The following is a 16,207-nucleotide window of genomic DNA, read 5'->3' as shown; positions in this document are numbered from 1 at the left end:
GTGGGCGGGCGGGTTGAACATCGTCAGACCATCGCTCTTGTGAAGCGCTCGCCGAAGAGGATGGCGAATTGCGCCTTGGTCAGGCTCCACTCACGTGCCGGCATCGTCCACTCATTCTCGGTCCGGTTCAAGACCAGGAACAGCAGCTTCAGCGCGGCCTCGTCGGTGGGGAAGTGTCCCCGGGCGCGGACGGCGCGCCGCAGCTTCGAATTCAGCGCCTCGATGGCATTCGTGGTGTAGATGAGCCGGCGAACCTCCTTCGGGAAGGCGAAGAACGGGACGACCTCGCCCCAGGCGCGGCGCCAACTCTGGGCGATCGCCGGATATTTCCGTCCCCCATTCGCTCGCTTCGAAGGCGCCGAGGGCCGCAGCGCCGGCCTCGTCGTCGAGCGCCTGGTAGATCGGCTTCAACTCGGCGACCACGGCCTTGCGATCCTTCCAGGATACGAAATCGAGGCTGAGCCGCAACAGGTGGACAATACAGGTCTGGACCATCGTCTCGGGGAAAGACCGCCTGGATCGCATCGGGAAAGCCCTTCAAACCGTCGACGACGGGCGATCAGAATGTCCTCGACGCCGCGATTGCGCAGTTCGTTCATGACCCGCAGCCAGAATTTGGCGCCCTCGTTCTGCTCCAGCCACAGCCCGAGGATCTCCTTGACGCCGTCGGCCCGCACGCCGAGGGCGACGTGGACCGCCTTGTTGCGGACCAGGCCCTCGTCGCGGATCTTCACCCGGATCGCGTCGAAGAAGACCAGCGGATAGGTCGTCTCCAGCGGTCGCGCCTGCCAGGCGGCGACCTCGTCGAGAACGGCGTCGGTCACAGCGCTGATCAGATCGGGCGAGACGTCGACGCCGTAGAGTTCGCGCAAATGGCCGACGATCTCCCGCGTGCTCATGCCGCGCGCATACATCGAGATGATCTTGTCGTCGAAGCCGGGGAACCGCCTCTGGTATTTGGCGATCAACTGCGGATCGAAGGTCGCGCCTGCCGATCCCGAGGTATATCCAGATCGATCTTGCCGGTGTCGGTCACAACCCGACTTCCGACCCGTAGCCGTTCCGGGCTGTTCGCCGCCTCGCCGGTCGCAAGGTGGTGATCCATCTCGGCGTTGAGGACGCGCTCGGCCAACGCCTTCTTCAGATCGTCGAGCAGGCCGTTCGGGTCGAAGGCCGTCTTGGGATCGGCGCCGGCCAGCAACTGGTCCAGAAGCGCGTCAGGGATGGCGGGTCTCTTTGCGTCGGGCCATGGGAGATCTCCTTCTTCTCCATCATGCCCGCCCACACACGAAATTCCTGACACTCCCTCGAGCAGGCCGTTCGGGTCGAAGGCCGTCTTGGGATCGGCGCTGGCCAGCAACTGGTCCAGAAGGGCGTCAGGGATGCGGGGCTCTTTGCGTCGGGCCATGGGAGATCTCCTTCTTCTCCATCATGCCCGCCCACACAAGAAATCCCTGACACATCCGCTTCATCGAAATACTTGTTTCTATACGTCGGCGCTTATTGGATCCTGTGGTGCCTCGGCATGGAGCCGCCAGAGCGTTCGGCCTTGCAGACGGCTCACTTCGACACTCTGCGCCTGCGCCCCGTGAAAATCGCCGCGCGCGTCGCCGAGATGACGACCGACATCAAAATCCATCTGCCGACGAACTGTCCCGACCGCAATTCCTCCGCATCGCGCTTGCTCCCATTCTACGCCTTGCGACATGAAGCGAGGGGCGAGCTCCTCCGAAATCTCAACCCTTTTCCGTCCACCCGCGAACCTTCGCCTTCGAAACTCCAGCCGGCCGCCGGAACTGCTGGTCGTTGCGCGCGCTACATCTCCGCCCCCGAAAAACGCGCCGGGTTCTCCCTCGAAGCGGTCAATCGATGCATAATCGCGGCTTGGATCGCCGGGAGGGTTTTCCGAGAACTACCGCGTTTAACCCTATCAAAGCAAATCTGCGCGATTACGACCGAGGTCAATATGCCCTGGCTAGTCCGTTCTTTGCCTAGACGCGACAGCTCTAATGTGCGAGAAACTTAGATCGGTCGGCTCAACCATCGCGTGATAAGACAATGCAGAAATGCCGGGTGCATCAGTTTCATTCTGGATCGGCTGTAGGAGATGCCGTTACAGCGTCGATGTTCTACGTGCAAGAGATTCTTGCTCAGTCTGGCGTAGCGTCAGACATCTACGCTGAACATGTAGACGAGCGTCTTACAGATAAAATTAAGTCTATTTTCGAATTACGACCCGATCACGATGATCTTCTCATTGTGCATCATTCCATGGGGCATGATATTTTTCCATTTATACGTGATTTGCAGTGCAGGAAAATACTTCAATATCACAACATCACGCCGCCAATATTTTTTGCTCGGCAATCTCCGTTTAGATACTACGCGAAGCTCGGCTTATCGATGCTGTCGGAATATCGGAAGATAGTCGATGCCGCGTTTGCCGATTCCGACTACAATGCCGCCGAGCTGCAAAAGCGAAACTTTAGTGGGGTAGATGTTATACCATTGCTACGAGACTTCACGGATATACGTTGGCGTGACCATGATCCGCGACCTTATTATTTTGAAAGCCCCAGATATCAGCTTTTATTTGTCGGGCGCATTTGTCCCAATAAGGGGCAGATGCACCTTATTCGCTTTATGAGCGCCTACCGCGACTCCTTTGATTACCCACTGCATTTGACCCTGGTCGGCCATTCCGACCATGGGGAGGATTATGCGAGTCGTCTTGAGCGCGAGGTCGACGAGCTGGGGCTGAAGAGTCGGATCCATATCGTAGGTCATGTCCCCGAGGAAGCTCTCTATGGTTATTACAGAGCAGCCGACGCCTACGTGTCTTATAGTGAGCATGAAGGCTTCGGAGTTCCTTTACTCGAAGCAATGGCGTTCGACACGCCGGTACTCGCATATAATACATCGGCGATAAGCAGCACGCTCGGCAATTCAGGCGTACTCCTTCGGTCTACCGATCCTGAAGAGTTAGCAAGCGCTTTGCACCGATTGTTTGAGAACCCTGAGGAACGGCGGCTATTAATCCGAGGCCAGCGAGCATGGCTGAAAAATTTCAGCCGGCCCACGGTCGCAAAAAAATTTATGAATTTTATTGAACCCCATTTGCCTCGCGGAGTCGATCCCTATCAACCACAGAATGAACCGGAAGAACACGGCGCTGAGCGAGTGTTCGTGTTCGAAGGTCCGTGCGAAACAACCTATAGCCTAGCACTCGTCAATCGCAACCTCGCATTGGCGCTCAACGCAAGAGAGCATGTCGCAGCTCGCCTCGTGCCTGCTGAAGGGTTGCCTGGCTACACGCTTAAGTCGGATGCGGTGGAAGCCTTTCCACAAATAGAACCGCTTCTTAAAACGCCTCCGTTTTGCGTAAATTCGACCGAGATTTCCGTGCGCAACATGTATCCTCTGCGTGCGGCTGGGATGCTAGGCGACTTTCGTCTCTCCTATTTCTTCTGGGAAGAGAGCGAAATTCCGTCCGCGTTGGCAGCATTGATAAACCGTTACCTCGACGGGATTATCGCACCTACACACTTCGTTTTGAATCTCTGTCGTAATAGCGGAGTACGTATCCCGATCCAGGTTTGCGGCGTAGGTCTTGATCATCGCACGGGTGTGATTTGTAACTCCCGTGCCGAAGGGAGCCCATTTTGGTTTGGCCATATTTCCTCTGGAATGGCGCGAAAGGGAATCGATGAGCTGATAACGGCCTACGCGATAGCATTTAAGGCGACAGATAATGTCGAATTAATAATCAAAACTCACCACAATGTGAGTAATATCATCCAGGACATAATTCAACGTGTAATCGTAGGCCGTGTTAATGCACCCTACGTCCGTGTCATTTATGATGACCTTAATGACGAGGATATCGGCCAGTTTTACAGTATGATCGATGCCATTGTACTGCCCACACGAGGGGAAGGATACAATCTTCCAGCCGCCGAGGCAATGGCAAGCGGTGTGCCCGTTATTGTGACAGCATACTCTGGCCATATCGACTTCTGCGACAGTGAAAACGCATATTTGGTTGACTTCCACGTGGAAAGTTCAAGTAGCCACGTTAACGAAGCAGGAGCGATGTGGGTCCGCGCCGACGTCGCGGACCTCGCAAAGAAAATGCGGCTTCTGTTCGATAGCAAAGGGGACTCAACGATGTCGAAAAAGATCGACGCGGCAAGCAAGACAGTTGCTCCTCTGACGTGGGCGAGGTCGGCGGAAAATGTCGAGGCGTTTGTTGATAAACTAACTCAGCGGAAGTTGCTGCAGCGCAAAATGCGGGTTGGCTGGGTGTCCACATGGAATGTCGAATGCGGTATCTACACGTATTCAAATTTTCTGATTGACCATCTTCCGCCGGGCTGGTTCGACGTCACGATATTTGCCAATCATGAGCACACAATCGGGATCGATGGTGCCAATGTACATCGGTTATGGACCCATCGAGAAGAGACGCTAGATCGAGTAGTGGCTGCGGCTATCGAGCGCAATCTAGATATCGTCGTATTTCAATACAATTATGGCTTCCACAAACTCGTTGATCTCGCTAATGCAGTTGCCCAACTTGAAGACGCCGGCATATCTGTCCATGTGTTCTTCCATAAAACCCAGGACGCTTTGATAGATGGAAGAATAGAATCTATTTCTCATGTGACCTCACAACTTCGTTACGCTACACGGCTGGTTGTTCACAGCGTCGATGATGTGGAAAGACTTAAGTCATTTGGTTTGGTAAATAATGTGGTCAAACTCCCTCATGGTGCCTTTAGGCCGCAGCCTGTCGATCGTGCGTCGATTCGCGCAATGCTTGGCCTCAGTACATTTAACCCGGTAATCGCTACTTATGGTTTTCTGCTCCCGGGAAAAGGACTGCCTGAAATCATTTTGGCCTTTGCTCAGCTCCTGGGGAAATATCCAGCCGCGATTCTGATTATGGTCAATTCACTGTACGGAAAAAATGCCGTCTCTCAACAGGAGCTAGCACTGTGCAAGAACCTCGTTGCGGGGCTCCATATCGAGGACAAAGTCATCATCATTCCTGATTTTTTAGATGATTCTGATTCAATGACCTTGCTGCAAGCCGCTGACGTCTCAGTTTTCGGCTATCAGCAGACCGGTGAATCCGCAAGTGGAGCAATTCGTTACGGTTTGTCAGCGCTGCGCCCTGTGGTCACCACTCCGCAATCAATCTTTCAGGATGTAGTCGATTTTTCGCACCAAGCGCGTGGCTGTGGAGCCAGCGATATAGCGGATGCGATCTCAGAGGTACTCGAAAATGCCGAACTACGGGAACGGCTTCTTGATCGCCAAAGAGCATGGCTTGACGAGCATGACTGGAGCAATGTTGCCGAGAGATTCAGCAATATGGCAATTGGACTATTTGAGGATAGACATAGCGTGCGCGTGATTAAAACTCGGAATAAAGCGGAAGAGACTCCCTCCTCAAAGTCTACATCAGACGATATTCGTACATCCGTGGTTGCGTCCGGCAATCACGACCTGAATGTTTCGGTGAATGAATCTCGTCTTAAGGATAATGTCGAGGTCGACAATTCGCTTTGGTATAAAAACGTATCATATAAAGAACTGGACGAGAAATCGGATGAAGAGTTTATCCGCGCACTCTACGTTGAATTGTTAGAAAGGGAGCCAGAAGAGGCCGGAGCAGCTGGTTGGTTGCATGACCTAACATCGCACAGACTATCAAGATCTGAAATTCTACAAGCATTTCTCAGATCCAGCGAGTTTTTGACGCGGAACAAGCCCATTGTCGTTTCGTCTCAAGCCGAAGATTACAGCTCTTGTGAGTAAACAAGCGTTTGGTCACACTGGTTCTAGGTGAAGCCGAACATTATCTTACGTGGACAAGGTTGAAGTCGAGGCGCTCGTGGATATAGAAAAACTGTCCCCCAAAGTGAGTGACAAGGAAGAACTAGTGGTTGTCGAGCCAGTCGTAAGCGTGGATCTCTTATTCGGAGGTAAGACCCACGACGAATCAACGCTCGAAGACAATCGCTGCGCTCTTGAGAATCTAATCAAAACCACTGACTGGAGGCGGGCCGCAGACATTGAGGTCATTGCTCAGCGGATCGACGAGGTCTTAAGCGCGTTCCCTGAGTTAGAGTTTGATTATCGCCGATCGGATCTAGCCGCAAGTGTTATAAGCGATGTTACGCCACCTTTGCGTGCGCTAAAGATCGCTCGGATTTTGGCACCAGAAGACGAATCAATCTGCGAGCAGTATCTCATTGCACTTTCGCAAGCCGGAGACTGGGACGACCTGCGCAATCTGCTCTCCAACTACAAGCCTGGCGAAGATATTGACATTTCGATCGCCAAAATCGTTTTCGAGATGGGTGGCAATGACCCACATGGCGCTGCGGTCGCGCTTGAGGACTTAAGTCTTAGATTGAGCAATACGCGCTCACTCGGCGCACTCCGAGTTGCTCACGCACGAGCTCGCTTCCTTCTGCCGAGAGAGGATGACATTACCAAGTCGACGGCGTTTGCCGCGAACATGGTTTCTCTCTCAAAGATCGTCGAGCGATTTCGGCGACCGATTAACCGCGTAGGCAAAAGCGGCCTAGTGAACGAGCAGCCCGCAATTGATTCAAATCGAATTCGTCGTTTGGAAGCCATTATTGGATCTCACCTAAGGAAGCATCATTCCAAGTCAATTCCATGCATGCATCCCAAGATGATAACGTCAGATCCAACGCCGTGGTCTATTATTGTCCTTGAAAGGCAAGGGTCTCTAAATATTCCGGCTCATAGATTTTCGAGCGATTACGCGGGCCGCAGAAATGGAATAATTTACTCTAGGAGACATCCGGCTACTGCACCCTTTATATTCGGTCCCTATATATCGCTTGCCGAAGGATTCTATGCAGCTCGATTTCTGGGCGATGGCGACGAGGCCTTAGAGTTCGAGTTGGCTGTCACATTTAACGCCGGTCAATATAGATTAGCGAGTTCAAGGGCGACTTTGATACCTGGGGCCAATGACGGAATTTTGGGGGAATTGAAATTCAATGTCGCTCATCAGACCGATGGTTTCGAATTCGTGATTCATGTTCTGGGAGAGCGCGGCAATTTAAATTTTCGTGGCGTGTTACTCATAAAGCTCAAATAAGTGACGTGCCTATGAAACAATATTTGAGCCGCGAAGCGAGCGCTTCGTAGCGGCTCCAGCGTGGAGAGTTATAGTGGGCCAAAGTTCACACGCCCTTCGCCGGGGCTGTATGACAGTCTCTACTGCGCGCGAGGACTGGGCGAAGAACCTCATCAAGTTTCACAAGACGCAGCTTAGCTGGTATCGCGTCGGCGGCGGCCGCCTGGCGTTGATTGCGGTTTTTGAGATAGCTGCCTGACGGGTGGGGCGATGATCGTGTCCGCTTCTATTACAAGTGGACACTATCGCCGATGTCGCGCAACGATGACGATCCTCCGGCGCTCCGGCGCCGGCGCCGATCATGGTCTCTCGAAGCGAAGCGCCAGATCGTCGACGAGAGCCTCGCGGATGGAGCTTCGATCGCCGAGGTCGCACGGCGGCACGATCTCAACACCAACCAACTCTTCACTTGGCGTCGAGGCAACCGCGCCGCAGGACCTCGCGCCGACTCTGCCCGTGACGATCACTCCGGACACGACGACAGAATGTTCCCCTCCAGGGCCGACCGGCCAGATGGAGATCGTGCTCGCCGAGGGGGACCGAATCCTCGTGTGGTCCGATGTCGAGACAGCCGCGCTGTCGCGGGTCGTGAAGGCGCTGCGGCGATGATCCCGCTGCCGGCGGGCTGTCGGGGGTCGGGATTGCGACCGGCCATTCCGACATGCGGCTCGGCATGCAGGGACTGGCCGACCTTCTCTGTTCCTTGCCGGCGGCCGTGCTCATGCCACGCGGGCCATGAACGATAGGGGCGTCATGCCCAGCTGGTCTCCCATATCCCCCCAACGCGTCCCAAAAGCGCGGTCCTCGAAGCGGTGAAAAAGCCGAGAGGCCCCGTGCGGCCCGCGATCCGCACGGCCCGACAACGCATCGTCGAATGAGAGCGGCTAGGACGCAGTGGAACACCGATCTATACAATGCTCTTGTATCGTCTCCACAAGCTCAAGTCGCAAATACGCTAGTTCTGCACTCCTTTTTGCTGCATAGATCCTAAACTCTATCCCCTCTGTGATTTCGCTGAGAAAGAAATCTATAGCTCCGTCTTTCGGCCATTCGCAGAACTCGACCACAAAGCTATGGGCCTCTCCCTTCACGATGTCAAAAGCGGCTCCTTCATAGACGAAGCTACTACCTTCGTGGTTCACGAATTGTAAACGCCATAGCCCAGCTTGCAAAGTGACATACGGCCCCCAAACTGCCAATGGGCGATCAATCTCCGCCGCGTCTGAGTGGAAGAAAAAAACCACTTGTTGATCGCGGTTTAATATTGGCCTAGCATAATTTGCATCATAATAAAAATCGGTAGGGTCAAGATATTGTACGATGTTTCCCGACATTTGTTCTGATACCTGTTTTAACTGACCCAATCTGATATAAGCGGACATAAACGGCTGGAGAGAAAATGCGGTCAAATCGCGCGACTTATCTACCCAAAGCTCGTTATATAATGTTATTTTTTTTCCTGACCCGGCCAGATGAAAGAAAAATGAAAATCTCCAGTCGCCTTTCGTTGCAGCCACATCGGGGATATAATTGAAATCAATTGGGAGTGAAAATAAAGGGATATTCAAAAGTATTCTTTTTGCATTCAGGAAACCTTGCTCAAACTGAGGGTGCCCCCATATAATCTCATCGCGGAGAGCGCGAAGAAGATCTAGATTGCGTCTAGAAAACACCATTACGCCACTGTTAAAGTAATTATCTGTGCTTAAAGCTTCACCAAGCCCGTAGACGTCGTTCAGAAAATTACACCAGTCTTCACGTGAAGAGAAGCGTCCTTCCTCAAAAGCGCCGAGGGCTTCCTCGGGTACGATATTAAATATATCTGGAGAGCCGGGCCTGATTAACACGTCGGCATCTATTAGCAAGGCTCGATCGTACATTTCGGCAACGTTTAAAGCCTCAGACTTTAGTCGATGCGCTGATATTTGTGATGATGCCCCTACCACCTCGAAATCGGCTCCAATCGACCGGGCGTAGGATTCGGCAAAGGGCCGCGTGACATAGTGTTCTTGTTCGGCACGCTTACCGTTGACAGGCACAATTACGACCCGCCTTTCAGGTGGACGGCTTCTTGTTTGTCGGACCGGTTTTGGGCGCAACACAGTCAATCGCTCGCCTTCATAGAGCGTTTCGAAAAGTGCACGCAGCGGGTTATGGCGTGAACCCTGCCAATCCGTAATTATTACGATACCTTCATGATCAACCGCCAGGGTAGCGGCGACCGCGCATAAGGCTTTTGCGGCCCCGTCAAGCAAAGCGACATCAAATTGCATTTGTATATAAGCGGGATATTCAAAATAACTCGGGTATCGGTCCTCTCCACAAAAAGGATCGCGCCATTCAAAATAGCGGAAGTGGAGGAAACTGTAGAAGGGTAGACTTCCAGATACGTTGCGAAGGCGCTCTATGCTACAATCGATACTTAAAACTAAGGGGAATGGCTTTTGTCTTGCTATATCACATAGTTCGCGTACCACTGACCCGGGACCCCATTGAAGAAAACGAGACGCGTTCGGTGCGAACTGCAGCAGTATATTACGTAGTTCAGTAATATATGCTGACTCTGCTTGTGTTGTTATCTCGCCCATAATTGCCATTTTTTCCTCGGAGACCACCAATTTGCTCCTGTCTGATCATCGTGACGGCTACGGTCATTGGAGTGAGATATAGCTATTTGAGATATTTACGTTATCTCTATTCACCATATGTCGCCCGAATTAGGTGAGATTTTCGAAGATAGGCTAGGTACTCATTTGGCAATGTTTCGTGGCCTGCCATACTCTTTCCTCCGAAAGCTCGCGCAGCAATTTATCAGTTTGAAGCGACGTTTTTGGGATGTTCATAGGTGCCGCTCTAGATCAAAGACTTTCATTTGCTCTGACAGAGATGAGCGACCAGCCCTGGTTAGCTCCCATAATCCTGGCGTGTGGATGCGAGAGTATCTGAAAACGATCAGATTCCTCGCATAGGCGCTGAGCTATTCGATCAGTCGACCCTTTTAGATCTTCTGAAACAAAAAACAAGCCGATTCCTTCATAGACGTATCTCTGCATGACATCACAAAAATTCTCTATTCGTATCTGTGTAGATACGTCGATGTCATCGTCTACCAAAAGGTTTGGAACGAACGGGAGACAGAGGCGCGCCATCTCGCCTCGACGATTATATTCGACGTATCGTGTGGCGATCCCGTCATGGACAACCTTCAAGAACCTGTAACGAATTAGGGCCAAAATGTCGCGACAGGGTAGAGCATTTCTGAAAAACAACAAATCATTTCCTCTACGAAATCTGGCACCCTGGTTTCTGGTCCCCATACCACAAAAGGAATGATCAACACCGATTTTCAACAATGAAACTGGTCGTCCACCTCGTTCCAAAATCCACTCTTCGAGCACATCTGCACAGGGCTTATTCTCGAAACGAGAATAACCTGCATGTAAGGATATAGAAATCTCGTCGATTTGAGTTGCATTGGGCAACATCAGTCGCATCTCGGCCTCGTGCAGGAGTCGCTGAAAAGGCGTGAGCCCGTAGCGCCCGCCGGAATGCAGCAGCCTTCTAAGACCCCTAGCAATCTCGTAGCCACCAATTAGAAATTGATTAATATAAGCGAATTGTCCAAAGGATGCCGAAAATATCGTCGACCAGGAAAAATCAGGCTCAGCGCTCATCGATGCGATTGTCGTGCTCATCCATGTATGGATAATTCGTACTTCGTTCCACTTACTAGCCTCCCAAATTTCCATCCACATGCGGCAATAGCAATTGTAATTTGCCGCCTTCAGCTCATCTATTGAAAATGTTATGTCGGCACAAAATTGGGACGGATTCCACATCATATAATTAAGAACATCTTGATCATTTGATCTCATTTCAACTGGAACGGGGCTGTCTGATGAAAGCAGATTGAGCTTCCAGTTTTCCATAAACCTTTGCACCGCCGGGTCGGCGCTATCATAAAATAGAACACCAGCGTTAGCGTATCCCCTCCGCTCGGTGTCAACGAGTCCCACTGCGGCCCAATGTCCGTCGACCGTGCCAATTGCGTTAAGACACTCCTCACATGCAAGTAATTTAAAATATTTTAGGCGATCAAACGCCTCATCTAGACTTCCTAAGACAAGTGTATCTCCGTCAATAGAAAGAGTTTGCTCAAAAGGGGACCTGTCGCAAATGAGAACCTTCAAAGATGGAAGCTTTCTAGTCTCTTTCATCCACTCCAAAAGAGCTAAAGCCTCGGCATCCGGCGCGATCTCCAGAATCTCTGTGAAAGCGTGGGAAAAGTTCTCCCGAGCGTAGCTTGTTTGATCGGTAAAAATAGCGGCGCCCATGCTTTGATTATGTTGTCGCAAGCTAATGGCGGAAACTGCGCACTGATCAATGTATTTTGTTCCAACTGCGCAGTAGATCGCCCCTCTTTTGGTACCGGTCACTTGCGAGGTCTCCTCATTTGCCGAAGGAAGGAAAGATAGCAAAAAAAGCATTTTTTGTCGAGCAGCTTAAGGGGCTTACAATTGGGGGCTCCGACCACTGCGTTGGGGCCGAGGTGCGACGCGCTTGGTTGCCAGCACAACACTTGATTTCAATGAGATATCGTCGCTTTGGCTCACTTTTTGTAGTCGTAGAAGCCATATTACGACGATCTTGAAGAGATCAAGGCGATATATGCGGCGTATTGCTTTTCTGAGGAATGGTGCTGAATGCTAATACCAATTCTAACCGATCAAAACCCATGTGCCTTCGGCTTGCGCGTAATGACGCGGCCGCGCCGACACATTGCGATAGCCCATTTTGCGCAGCTCGCGGCTCATGGTCTGTTCCGACACGACGATGGGAAGCTCCTCGAATGTCGACTGGCACAGATCGACGATCCGTCAGCGCACAATGCCAAGGATAGCGGGCGTCGGCCCCTTCTCGATGAGCGCCGCCAGCGCGGCGCGATGCGCGTCGTCGAGCCGCGAGGGTTTTCCGGGCGCCTTGCGGTCGACGAGCCCTTCGGGCCCCGGGGCGTTGAAACGCAGCACCCAGTCACGAATGACCTGGGAAGTGACGCCGCCGATCTTCGCCGCCTCCTGCGCGCGCCGACGTCATAGATCGACGCCAGGACGAGGAGACGGCGCGCTTGCGCCCCGTTCTTCGAACGCTTCGCTGTCGCCCGCAACGAGCGCGCATCAGAGTCGTCCCGAACCGCAATCGCTGTCGACACGGCGAACCTCCCAGAGTTCGCCATGTCGAATCACATTTCAGCCGATTCGGAAATCCCACAACGTGAGTCGGCCTCTCAGAGGGCTGGCATAAGTTGTTGCCTCACGTCATCCGTTCTCGAAAAAGGAAGGAGCGCAGGGCCTCCTCACCGTTTGCAAATTACGATCATAGGCGGGGATTGCTGATCTTTGCGGGGAGATTTCAATCTAGAGAGTCCGGGTCTGGAGCGTAGTTCAGGCCGCGGCGAGCATGCGGTCGGCGACCGAGCGGAGGGTTCGCCCATGCCCACCGATGTAGGCGCGCGGCATGACGGTGCGCGAAATTCAGCGCCATTTGCTTGACTCTACGGGCTGGGGGTCTTGCCCTATCTAATCTCGACGGTCGACGTCTCGACAGCCATGATTCACGTCGCAATGGCCGGCGTCCTACTGCACCGAAACGCTCATCCGTGAATTTCCAAACGGGCTCGGATCGAGCGACGCCCAGGATATGCCCTTCGAGACCAGATGCACTTGGTAGGCGCGGACGTCCTCCAGTCCCAGGCGATCGGGCGAACGCCCGAAATGTTGGCTGAACTTCGCGACGGCGTGTATGTAGGATTGTTGGGTCGCCGGTGAAAGATTGCAGACCGTGATGTCCTCGATCATGCGACGCGGGAGTGTCAGGAATTTCGTGTGTGGGCGGGCGGGTTGAACATCGTCAGACCATCGCTCTTGTGAAGCGCTCGCCGAAGAGGATGGCGAATTGCGCCTTGGTCAGGCTCCACTCACGTGCCGGCATCGTCCACTCATTCTCGGTCCGGTTCAAGACCAGGAACAGCAGCTTCAGCGCGGCCTCGTCGGTGGGGAAGTGTCCCCGGGCGCGGACGGCGCGCCGCAGCTTCGAATTCAGCGCCTCGATGGCATTCGTGGTGTAGATGAGCCGGCGAACCTCCTTCGGGAAGGCGAAGAACGGGACGACCTCGCCCCAGGCGCGGCGCCAACTCTGGGCGATCGCCGGATATTTCCGTCCCCATTCGCTCGCTTCGAAGGCGCCGAGGGCCGCAGCGCCGGCCTCGTCGTCGAGCGCCTGGTAGATCGGCTTCAACTCGGCGACCACGGCCTTGCGATCCTTCCAGGATACGAAATCGAGGCTGAGCCGCAACAGGTGGACAATACAGGTCTGGACCATCGTCTCGGGAAAGACCGCCTGGATCGCATCGGGAAAGCCCTTCAAACCGTCGACGACGGCGATCAGAATGTCCTCGACGCCGCGATTGCGCAGTTCGTTCATGACCCGCAGCCAGAATTTGGCGCCCTCGTTCTGCTCCAGCCACAGCCCGAGGATCTCCTTGACGCCGTCGGCCCACACGCCGAGGGCGACGTGGACCGCCTTGTTGCGGACCAGGCCCTCGTCGCGGATCTTCACCCGGATCGCGTCGAAGAAGACCAGCGGATAGGTCGTCTCCAGCGGTCGCGCCTGCCAGGCGGCGACCTCGTCGAGAACGGCGTCGGTCACAGCGCTGATCAGATCGGGCGAGACGTCGACGCCGTAGAGTTCGCGCAAATGGCCGACGATCTCCCGCGTGCTCATGCCGCGCGCATACATCGAGATGATCTTGTCGTCGAAGCCGGGGAACCGCCTCTGGTATTTGGCGATCAACTGCGGATCGAAGGTCGCCTGCCGATCCCGAGGTATATCCAGATCGATCTTGCCGGTGTCGGTCACAACCGACTTCCGACCGTAGCCGTTCCGGCTGTTCGCCGCCTCGCCGGTCGCAAGGTGGTGATCCATCTCGGCGTTGAGGACGCGCTCGGCCAACGCCTTCTTCAGATCGTCGAGCAGGCCGTTCGGGTCGAAGGCCGTCTTGGGATCGGCGCCGGCCAGCAACTGGTCCAGAAGCGCGTCAGGGATGCGGGGCTCTTTGCGTCGGGCCATGGGAGATCTCCTTCTTCTCCATCATGCCCGCCCACACACGAAATTCCTGACACTCCCTGCGACGCCGCAGAGGGCTGATCTCGGCCATCTGGAACCTCCTGTCTGAGAGTGGGCTGTAACACCCAAATCCTCTAAGACAGGAGGCCAATCCCACGACCTCGCCGCTCCTGGCCGCGATAGCGGCCTCGTTCAATCCTCTTTTTAATCGGAAAATGACGGACCCGCTAAGCGGAGGGGGCGGTCCGTGACTTGTCAGTAGGCGCTGAACCATTGTAGTGAAGATTCCGGCGATCGAACTTGAACTAAGGCAATAGCAGCATTCTCGAACTAACGAGGCACGATCGATGGTGGCATCTTCATGGTGTGACGCGGTGCTATTCAACCTTGAGTATGCTGCGCAGGTTGACATTTGTGAGGAATTGCTCACTACGCGTTGGCGAAGGTTAATAACTGGAGACTTTCGTCCGAGACATTCACTGCCCGGAGAACTAGTTATTTCGATCACCTCGTATCCGCCACGCTATCATTGTGTTGATACGGCGATTAAGTGCCTATTGAGCCAATCAATTAGGCCAGACCGTATAATTTTATGGTTGGCCCACGATGACATATCGGATTTGCCATGTGCAGTTCGAGCTCTTACTAAATACGGACTTGAAATAAAACCCACGGACGACGTAGGTCCTTACAAGAAGATTATTCCAGCTTTAGTGGCCTATCCAAATGCCTTTGTTGTAACGGCAGATGACGATGTCTTTTACGGCGAACATTGGCTTGCGGCCTTGGTCAGAGAATGGAATCAATCAAAAAGCGCCGCTATCTGCCATCGCGCGCACCGAGTTCGATATGAACACGACGGTCAGCCGCTACCCTACATGCGGTGGGAGTTCGAACTCGACGAACCGGATTGTTCGCCGGACGTGTTTGCAACAGGCTGCGGAGGTGTGTTGTTCACGCCTCAAGCATTGCATCCGGATGTGTTACGCCAGGACCTTTTCACAGTCCTATCCCCTTACGCTGACGATGTTTGGCTCTACTGCATGTTGCGCAGGGCGGGCAATAAGTTTCGAAAGACAGGGAATTGGTACGCTGCCATAAACCTCCCTGACAGCCAAAAGGTCGCGTTGGCGCTCTCAAATCAAGATGGTGGGAATGACCGGCAACTTCGAAATATCATTAATTATTACGGCGAACCCTTATCAACCTTCGGTCGAGTTGCGGGCGAATGAACGATGAATGATTATGATGAAGCTTTGGGCATCGTAGTTACGATGACCGTCGGCAATCCCATCTATGTTGAATCGTATGTTCGTCTCGTAAGTGGCACCGTATTTCCGCCTGCCTGGTTTGGCCGAAGGAGCTACGTAAATGACGCGGTTATCCGAGAAGGAACTCGAATCGGACGATATTGCTCAATTGCGCGGCGGGTGACTATTGGTGCGCAGCGGCATCCTTTGTCGTGGCTCTCAACACATCCTTTTCAGAAGGAAGGTCGGTTTAGCGAGTCAGGGCGTGAATTCCTCGTTAGTCCCACCACAATCGGTTCGGATGTCTGGATTTGTGAAAATGCGGTGATCACTGCCGGAGTTACGATAGGGGATGGCGCCGTCATCGGCGCGGGTGCTGTAGTCACGCACGACGTTCCAAGTTATGCAGTGGTTGCTGGAGTTCCTGCGCGGGAAATTCGACGACGGTTCGACGACCTAACCGTGAGCCGTCTATGCGCCACACGATGGTGGGAGATCGACGAAGAGTTTTTAATAACATTGCCATTCGAAGACGTCGAAAAATGTCTTGATTTAATCGATGGAGCTTTTGATCTAGATTCAATGCGGCGACCGATGAAGTTTAACGAATACAGTTGTCTCTGATAACCTGGTTCCTGAAGTTTCGCCCTGC

Annotated in this window: 12 protein-coding genes and 5 pseudogenes; 7 read left to right on the top strand and 10 right to left on the bottom strand. The window is 53.5% G+C overall.

Annotation, left to right across the window (positions count from 1 at the left end):
• Positions 1–23 precede the first annotated feature (23 nt).
• The 4 genes and pseudogenes from METLW4_RS29040 to METLW4_RS29025 all read right to left on the bottom strand — a co-directional run bounded on the left by METLW4_RS29040 (position 24) and on the right by METLW4_RS29025 (position 1,408).
• On the bottom strand, positions 24–317 hold the full coding sequence (locus METLW4_RS29040) for a transposase (protein WP_444849025.1): 294 nt from the start codon (positions 315–317) through the stop codon (positions 24–26).
• Positions 318–399: 82 nt separating this feature from the next.
• Positions 400–495 (bottom strand): annotated as a pseudogene (locus METLW4_RS29035) (transposase); the annotation flags it as partial.
• A 92-nt stretch (positions 496–587) separates the two neighbouring features.
• Positions 588–1,037: pseudogene (locus METLW4_RS29030) on the bottom strand (IS256 family transposase); the annotation flags it as partial.
• Complete coding sequence (locus METLW4_RS29025; protein WP_444849024.1) at positions 965–1,408, bottom strand: transposase; 444 nt, start codon at positions 1,406–1,408, stop codon at positions 965–967. The gene METLW4_RS29025 and the pseudogene METLW4_RS29030, both read right to left, overlap by 73 nt.
• Positions 1,409–1,480: 72 nt before the next feature.
• Here METLW4_RS29025 and METLW4_RS28985 point away from each other — a divergent pair, with 72 nt between their 5' ends.
• The 5 genes and pseudogenes from METLW4_RS28985 (at position 1,481) to METLW4_RS28715 (ending at position 7,792) form a co-directional block, all read left to right on the top strand.
• Entirely contained in the window at positions 1,481–2,026 is a 546-nt protein-coding gene (locus tag METLW4_RS28985; protein WP_083919391.1) for a transposase, read from the top strand.
• A gap of 107 nt (positions 2,027–2,133) precedes the next feature.
• Positions 2,134–5,823, top strand: a complete 3,690-nt coding sequence (locus METLW4_RS27295) for a glycosyltransferase (RefSeq protein WP_198290255.1) — start codon at positions 2,134–2,136, stop codon at positions 5,821–5,823.
• Between the two features lie 49 nt (positions 5,824–5,872).
• Positions 5,873–7,144, top strand: coding sequence for a hypothetical protein (locus METLW4_RS28180; RefSeq protein WP_157235623.1), 1,272 nt, complete (start codon positions 5,873–5,875; stop codon positions 7,142–7,144).
• A 290-nt stretch (positions 7,145–7,434) separates the two neighbouring features.
• Positions 7,435–7,563: pseudogene (locus tag METLW4_RS28720) on the top strand (transposase); the annotation flags it as partial.
• Positions 7,564–7,639: 76 nt separating this feature from the next.
• Positions 7,640–7,792, top strand: coding sequence for a hypothetical protein (locus METLW4_RS28715; protein WP_245258554.1), 153 nt, complete (start codon positions 7,640–7,642; stop codon positions 7,790–7,792).
• Positions 7,793–8,067: 275 nt separating this feature from the next.
• On the opposite strand, the gene METLW4_RS28175 is transcribed toward METLW4_RS28715, so the two are convergent.
• The 6 genes and pseudogenes from METLW4_RS28175 to METLW4_RS0123260 all read right to left on the bottom strand — a co-directional run bounded on the left by METLW4_RS28175 (position 8,068) and on the right by METLW4_RS0123260 (position 14,308).
• Positions 8,068–9,798: a hypothetical protein gene (locus tag METLW4_RS28175; RefSeq protein ID WP_157235622.1), complete on the bottom strand. Its 1,731-nt coding sequence runs from the start codon at positions 9,796–9,798 to the stop codon at positions 8,068–8,070.
• 243 nt (positions 9,799–10,041) lie between these two features.
• Positions 10,042–11,619, bottom strand: a complete 1,578-nt coding sequence (locus tag METLW4_RS28170) for a hypothetical protein (protein WP_157235621.1) — start codon at positions 11,617–11,619, stop codon at positions 10,042–10,044.
• Positions 11,620–11,901: 282 nt separating this feature from the next.
• Positions 11,902–12,048, bottom strand: coding sequence for a winged helix-turn-helix domain-containing protein (locus METLW4_RS27285; RefSeq protein WP_256377850.1), 147 nt, complete (start codon positions 12,046–12,048; stop codon positions 11,902–11,904).
• 12 nt (positions 12,049–12,060) lie between these two features.
• Positions 12,061–12,252: pseudogene (locus METLW4_RS28980) on the bottom strand (helix-turn-helix domain-containing protein); the annotation flags it as partial.
• A gap of 609 nt (positions 12,253–12,861) precedes the next feature.
• Positions 12,862–13,038: pseudogene (locus METLW4_RS0123265) on the bottom strand (phage integrase N-terminal SAM-like domain-containing protein); the annotation flags it as partial.
• Between the two features lie 52 nt (positions 13,039–13,090).
• Entirely contained in the window at positions 13,091–14,308 is a 1,218-nt protein-coding gene (locus METLW4_RS0123260) for an IS256 family transposase (protein WP_026191779.1), read from the bottom strand.
• A gap of 593 nt (positions 14,309–14,901) precedes the next feature.
• Between METLW4_RS0123260 and METLW4_RS28165 the strand changes: the two genes are divergently transcribed.
• Both METLW4_RS28165 and METLW4_RS28840 read left to right on the top strand, forming a co-directional pair.
• Positions 14,902–15,537 (top strand): glycosyltransferase family 2 protein, encoded by a 636-nt coding sequence (locus METLW4_RS28165; RefSeq protein WP_157235619.1) that lies wholly within the window; start codon positions 14,902–14,904, stop codon positions 15,535–15,537.
• Between the two features lie 3 nt (positions 15,538–15,540).
• Positions 15,541–16,179 carry a CatB-related O-acetyltransferase gene (locus METLW4_RS28840; protein ID WP_083919386.1) on the top strand — a complete coding sequence of 213 codons (639 nt, stop codon included), beginning with the start codon at positions 15,541–15,543 and terminating at the stop codon, positions 16,177–16,179.
• Positions 16,180–16,207: the final 28 nt, after the last annotated feature.

Origin of the sequence: Methylosinus sp. LW4, assembly GCF_000379125.1 — a bacterium.
Lineage (GTDB): Bacteria > Pseudomonadota > Alphaproteobacteria > Rhizobiales > Beijerinckiaceae > Methylosinus.
Note: the sequence above shows the minus strand (reverse complement) of the source record. Positions and strands in the feature narration are given on the sequence as shown.

Coding starts and splice junctions, on each gene's coding strand:
- METLW4_RS29025 (WP_444849024.1), bottom strand. CDS start 1,408: ATGGCCCGACGCAAAGAGCCCCGCATCCCTGACGCCCTTCTGGACCAG.
- METLW4_RS0123260 (WP_026191779.1), bottom strand. CDS start 14,308: ATGGCCCGACGCAAAGAGCCCCGCATCCCTGACGCGCTTCTGGACCAG.
- METLW4_RS28840 (WP_083919386.1), top strand. CDS start 15,541: ATGAATGATTATGATGAAGCTTTGGGCATCGTAGTTACGATGACCGTC.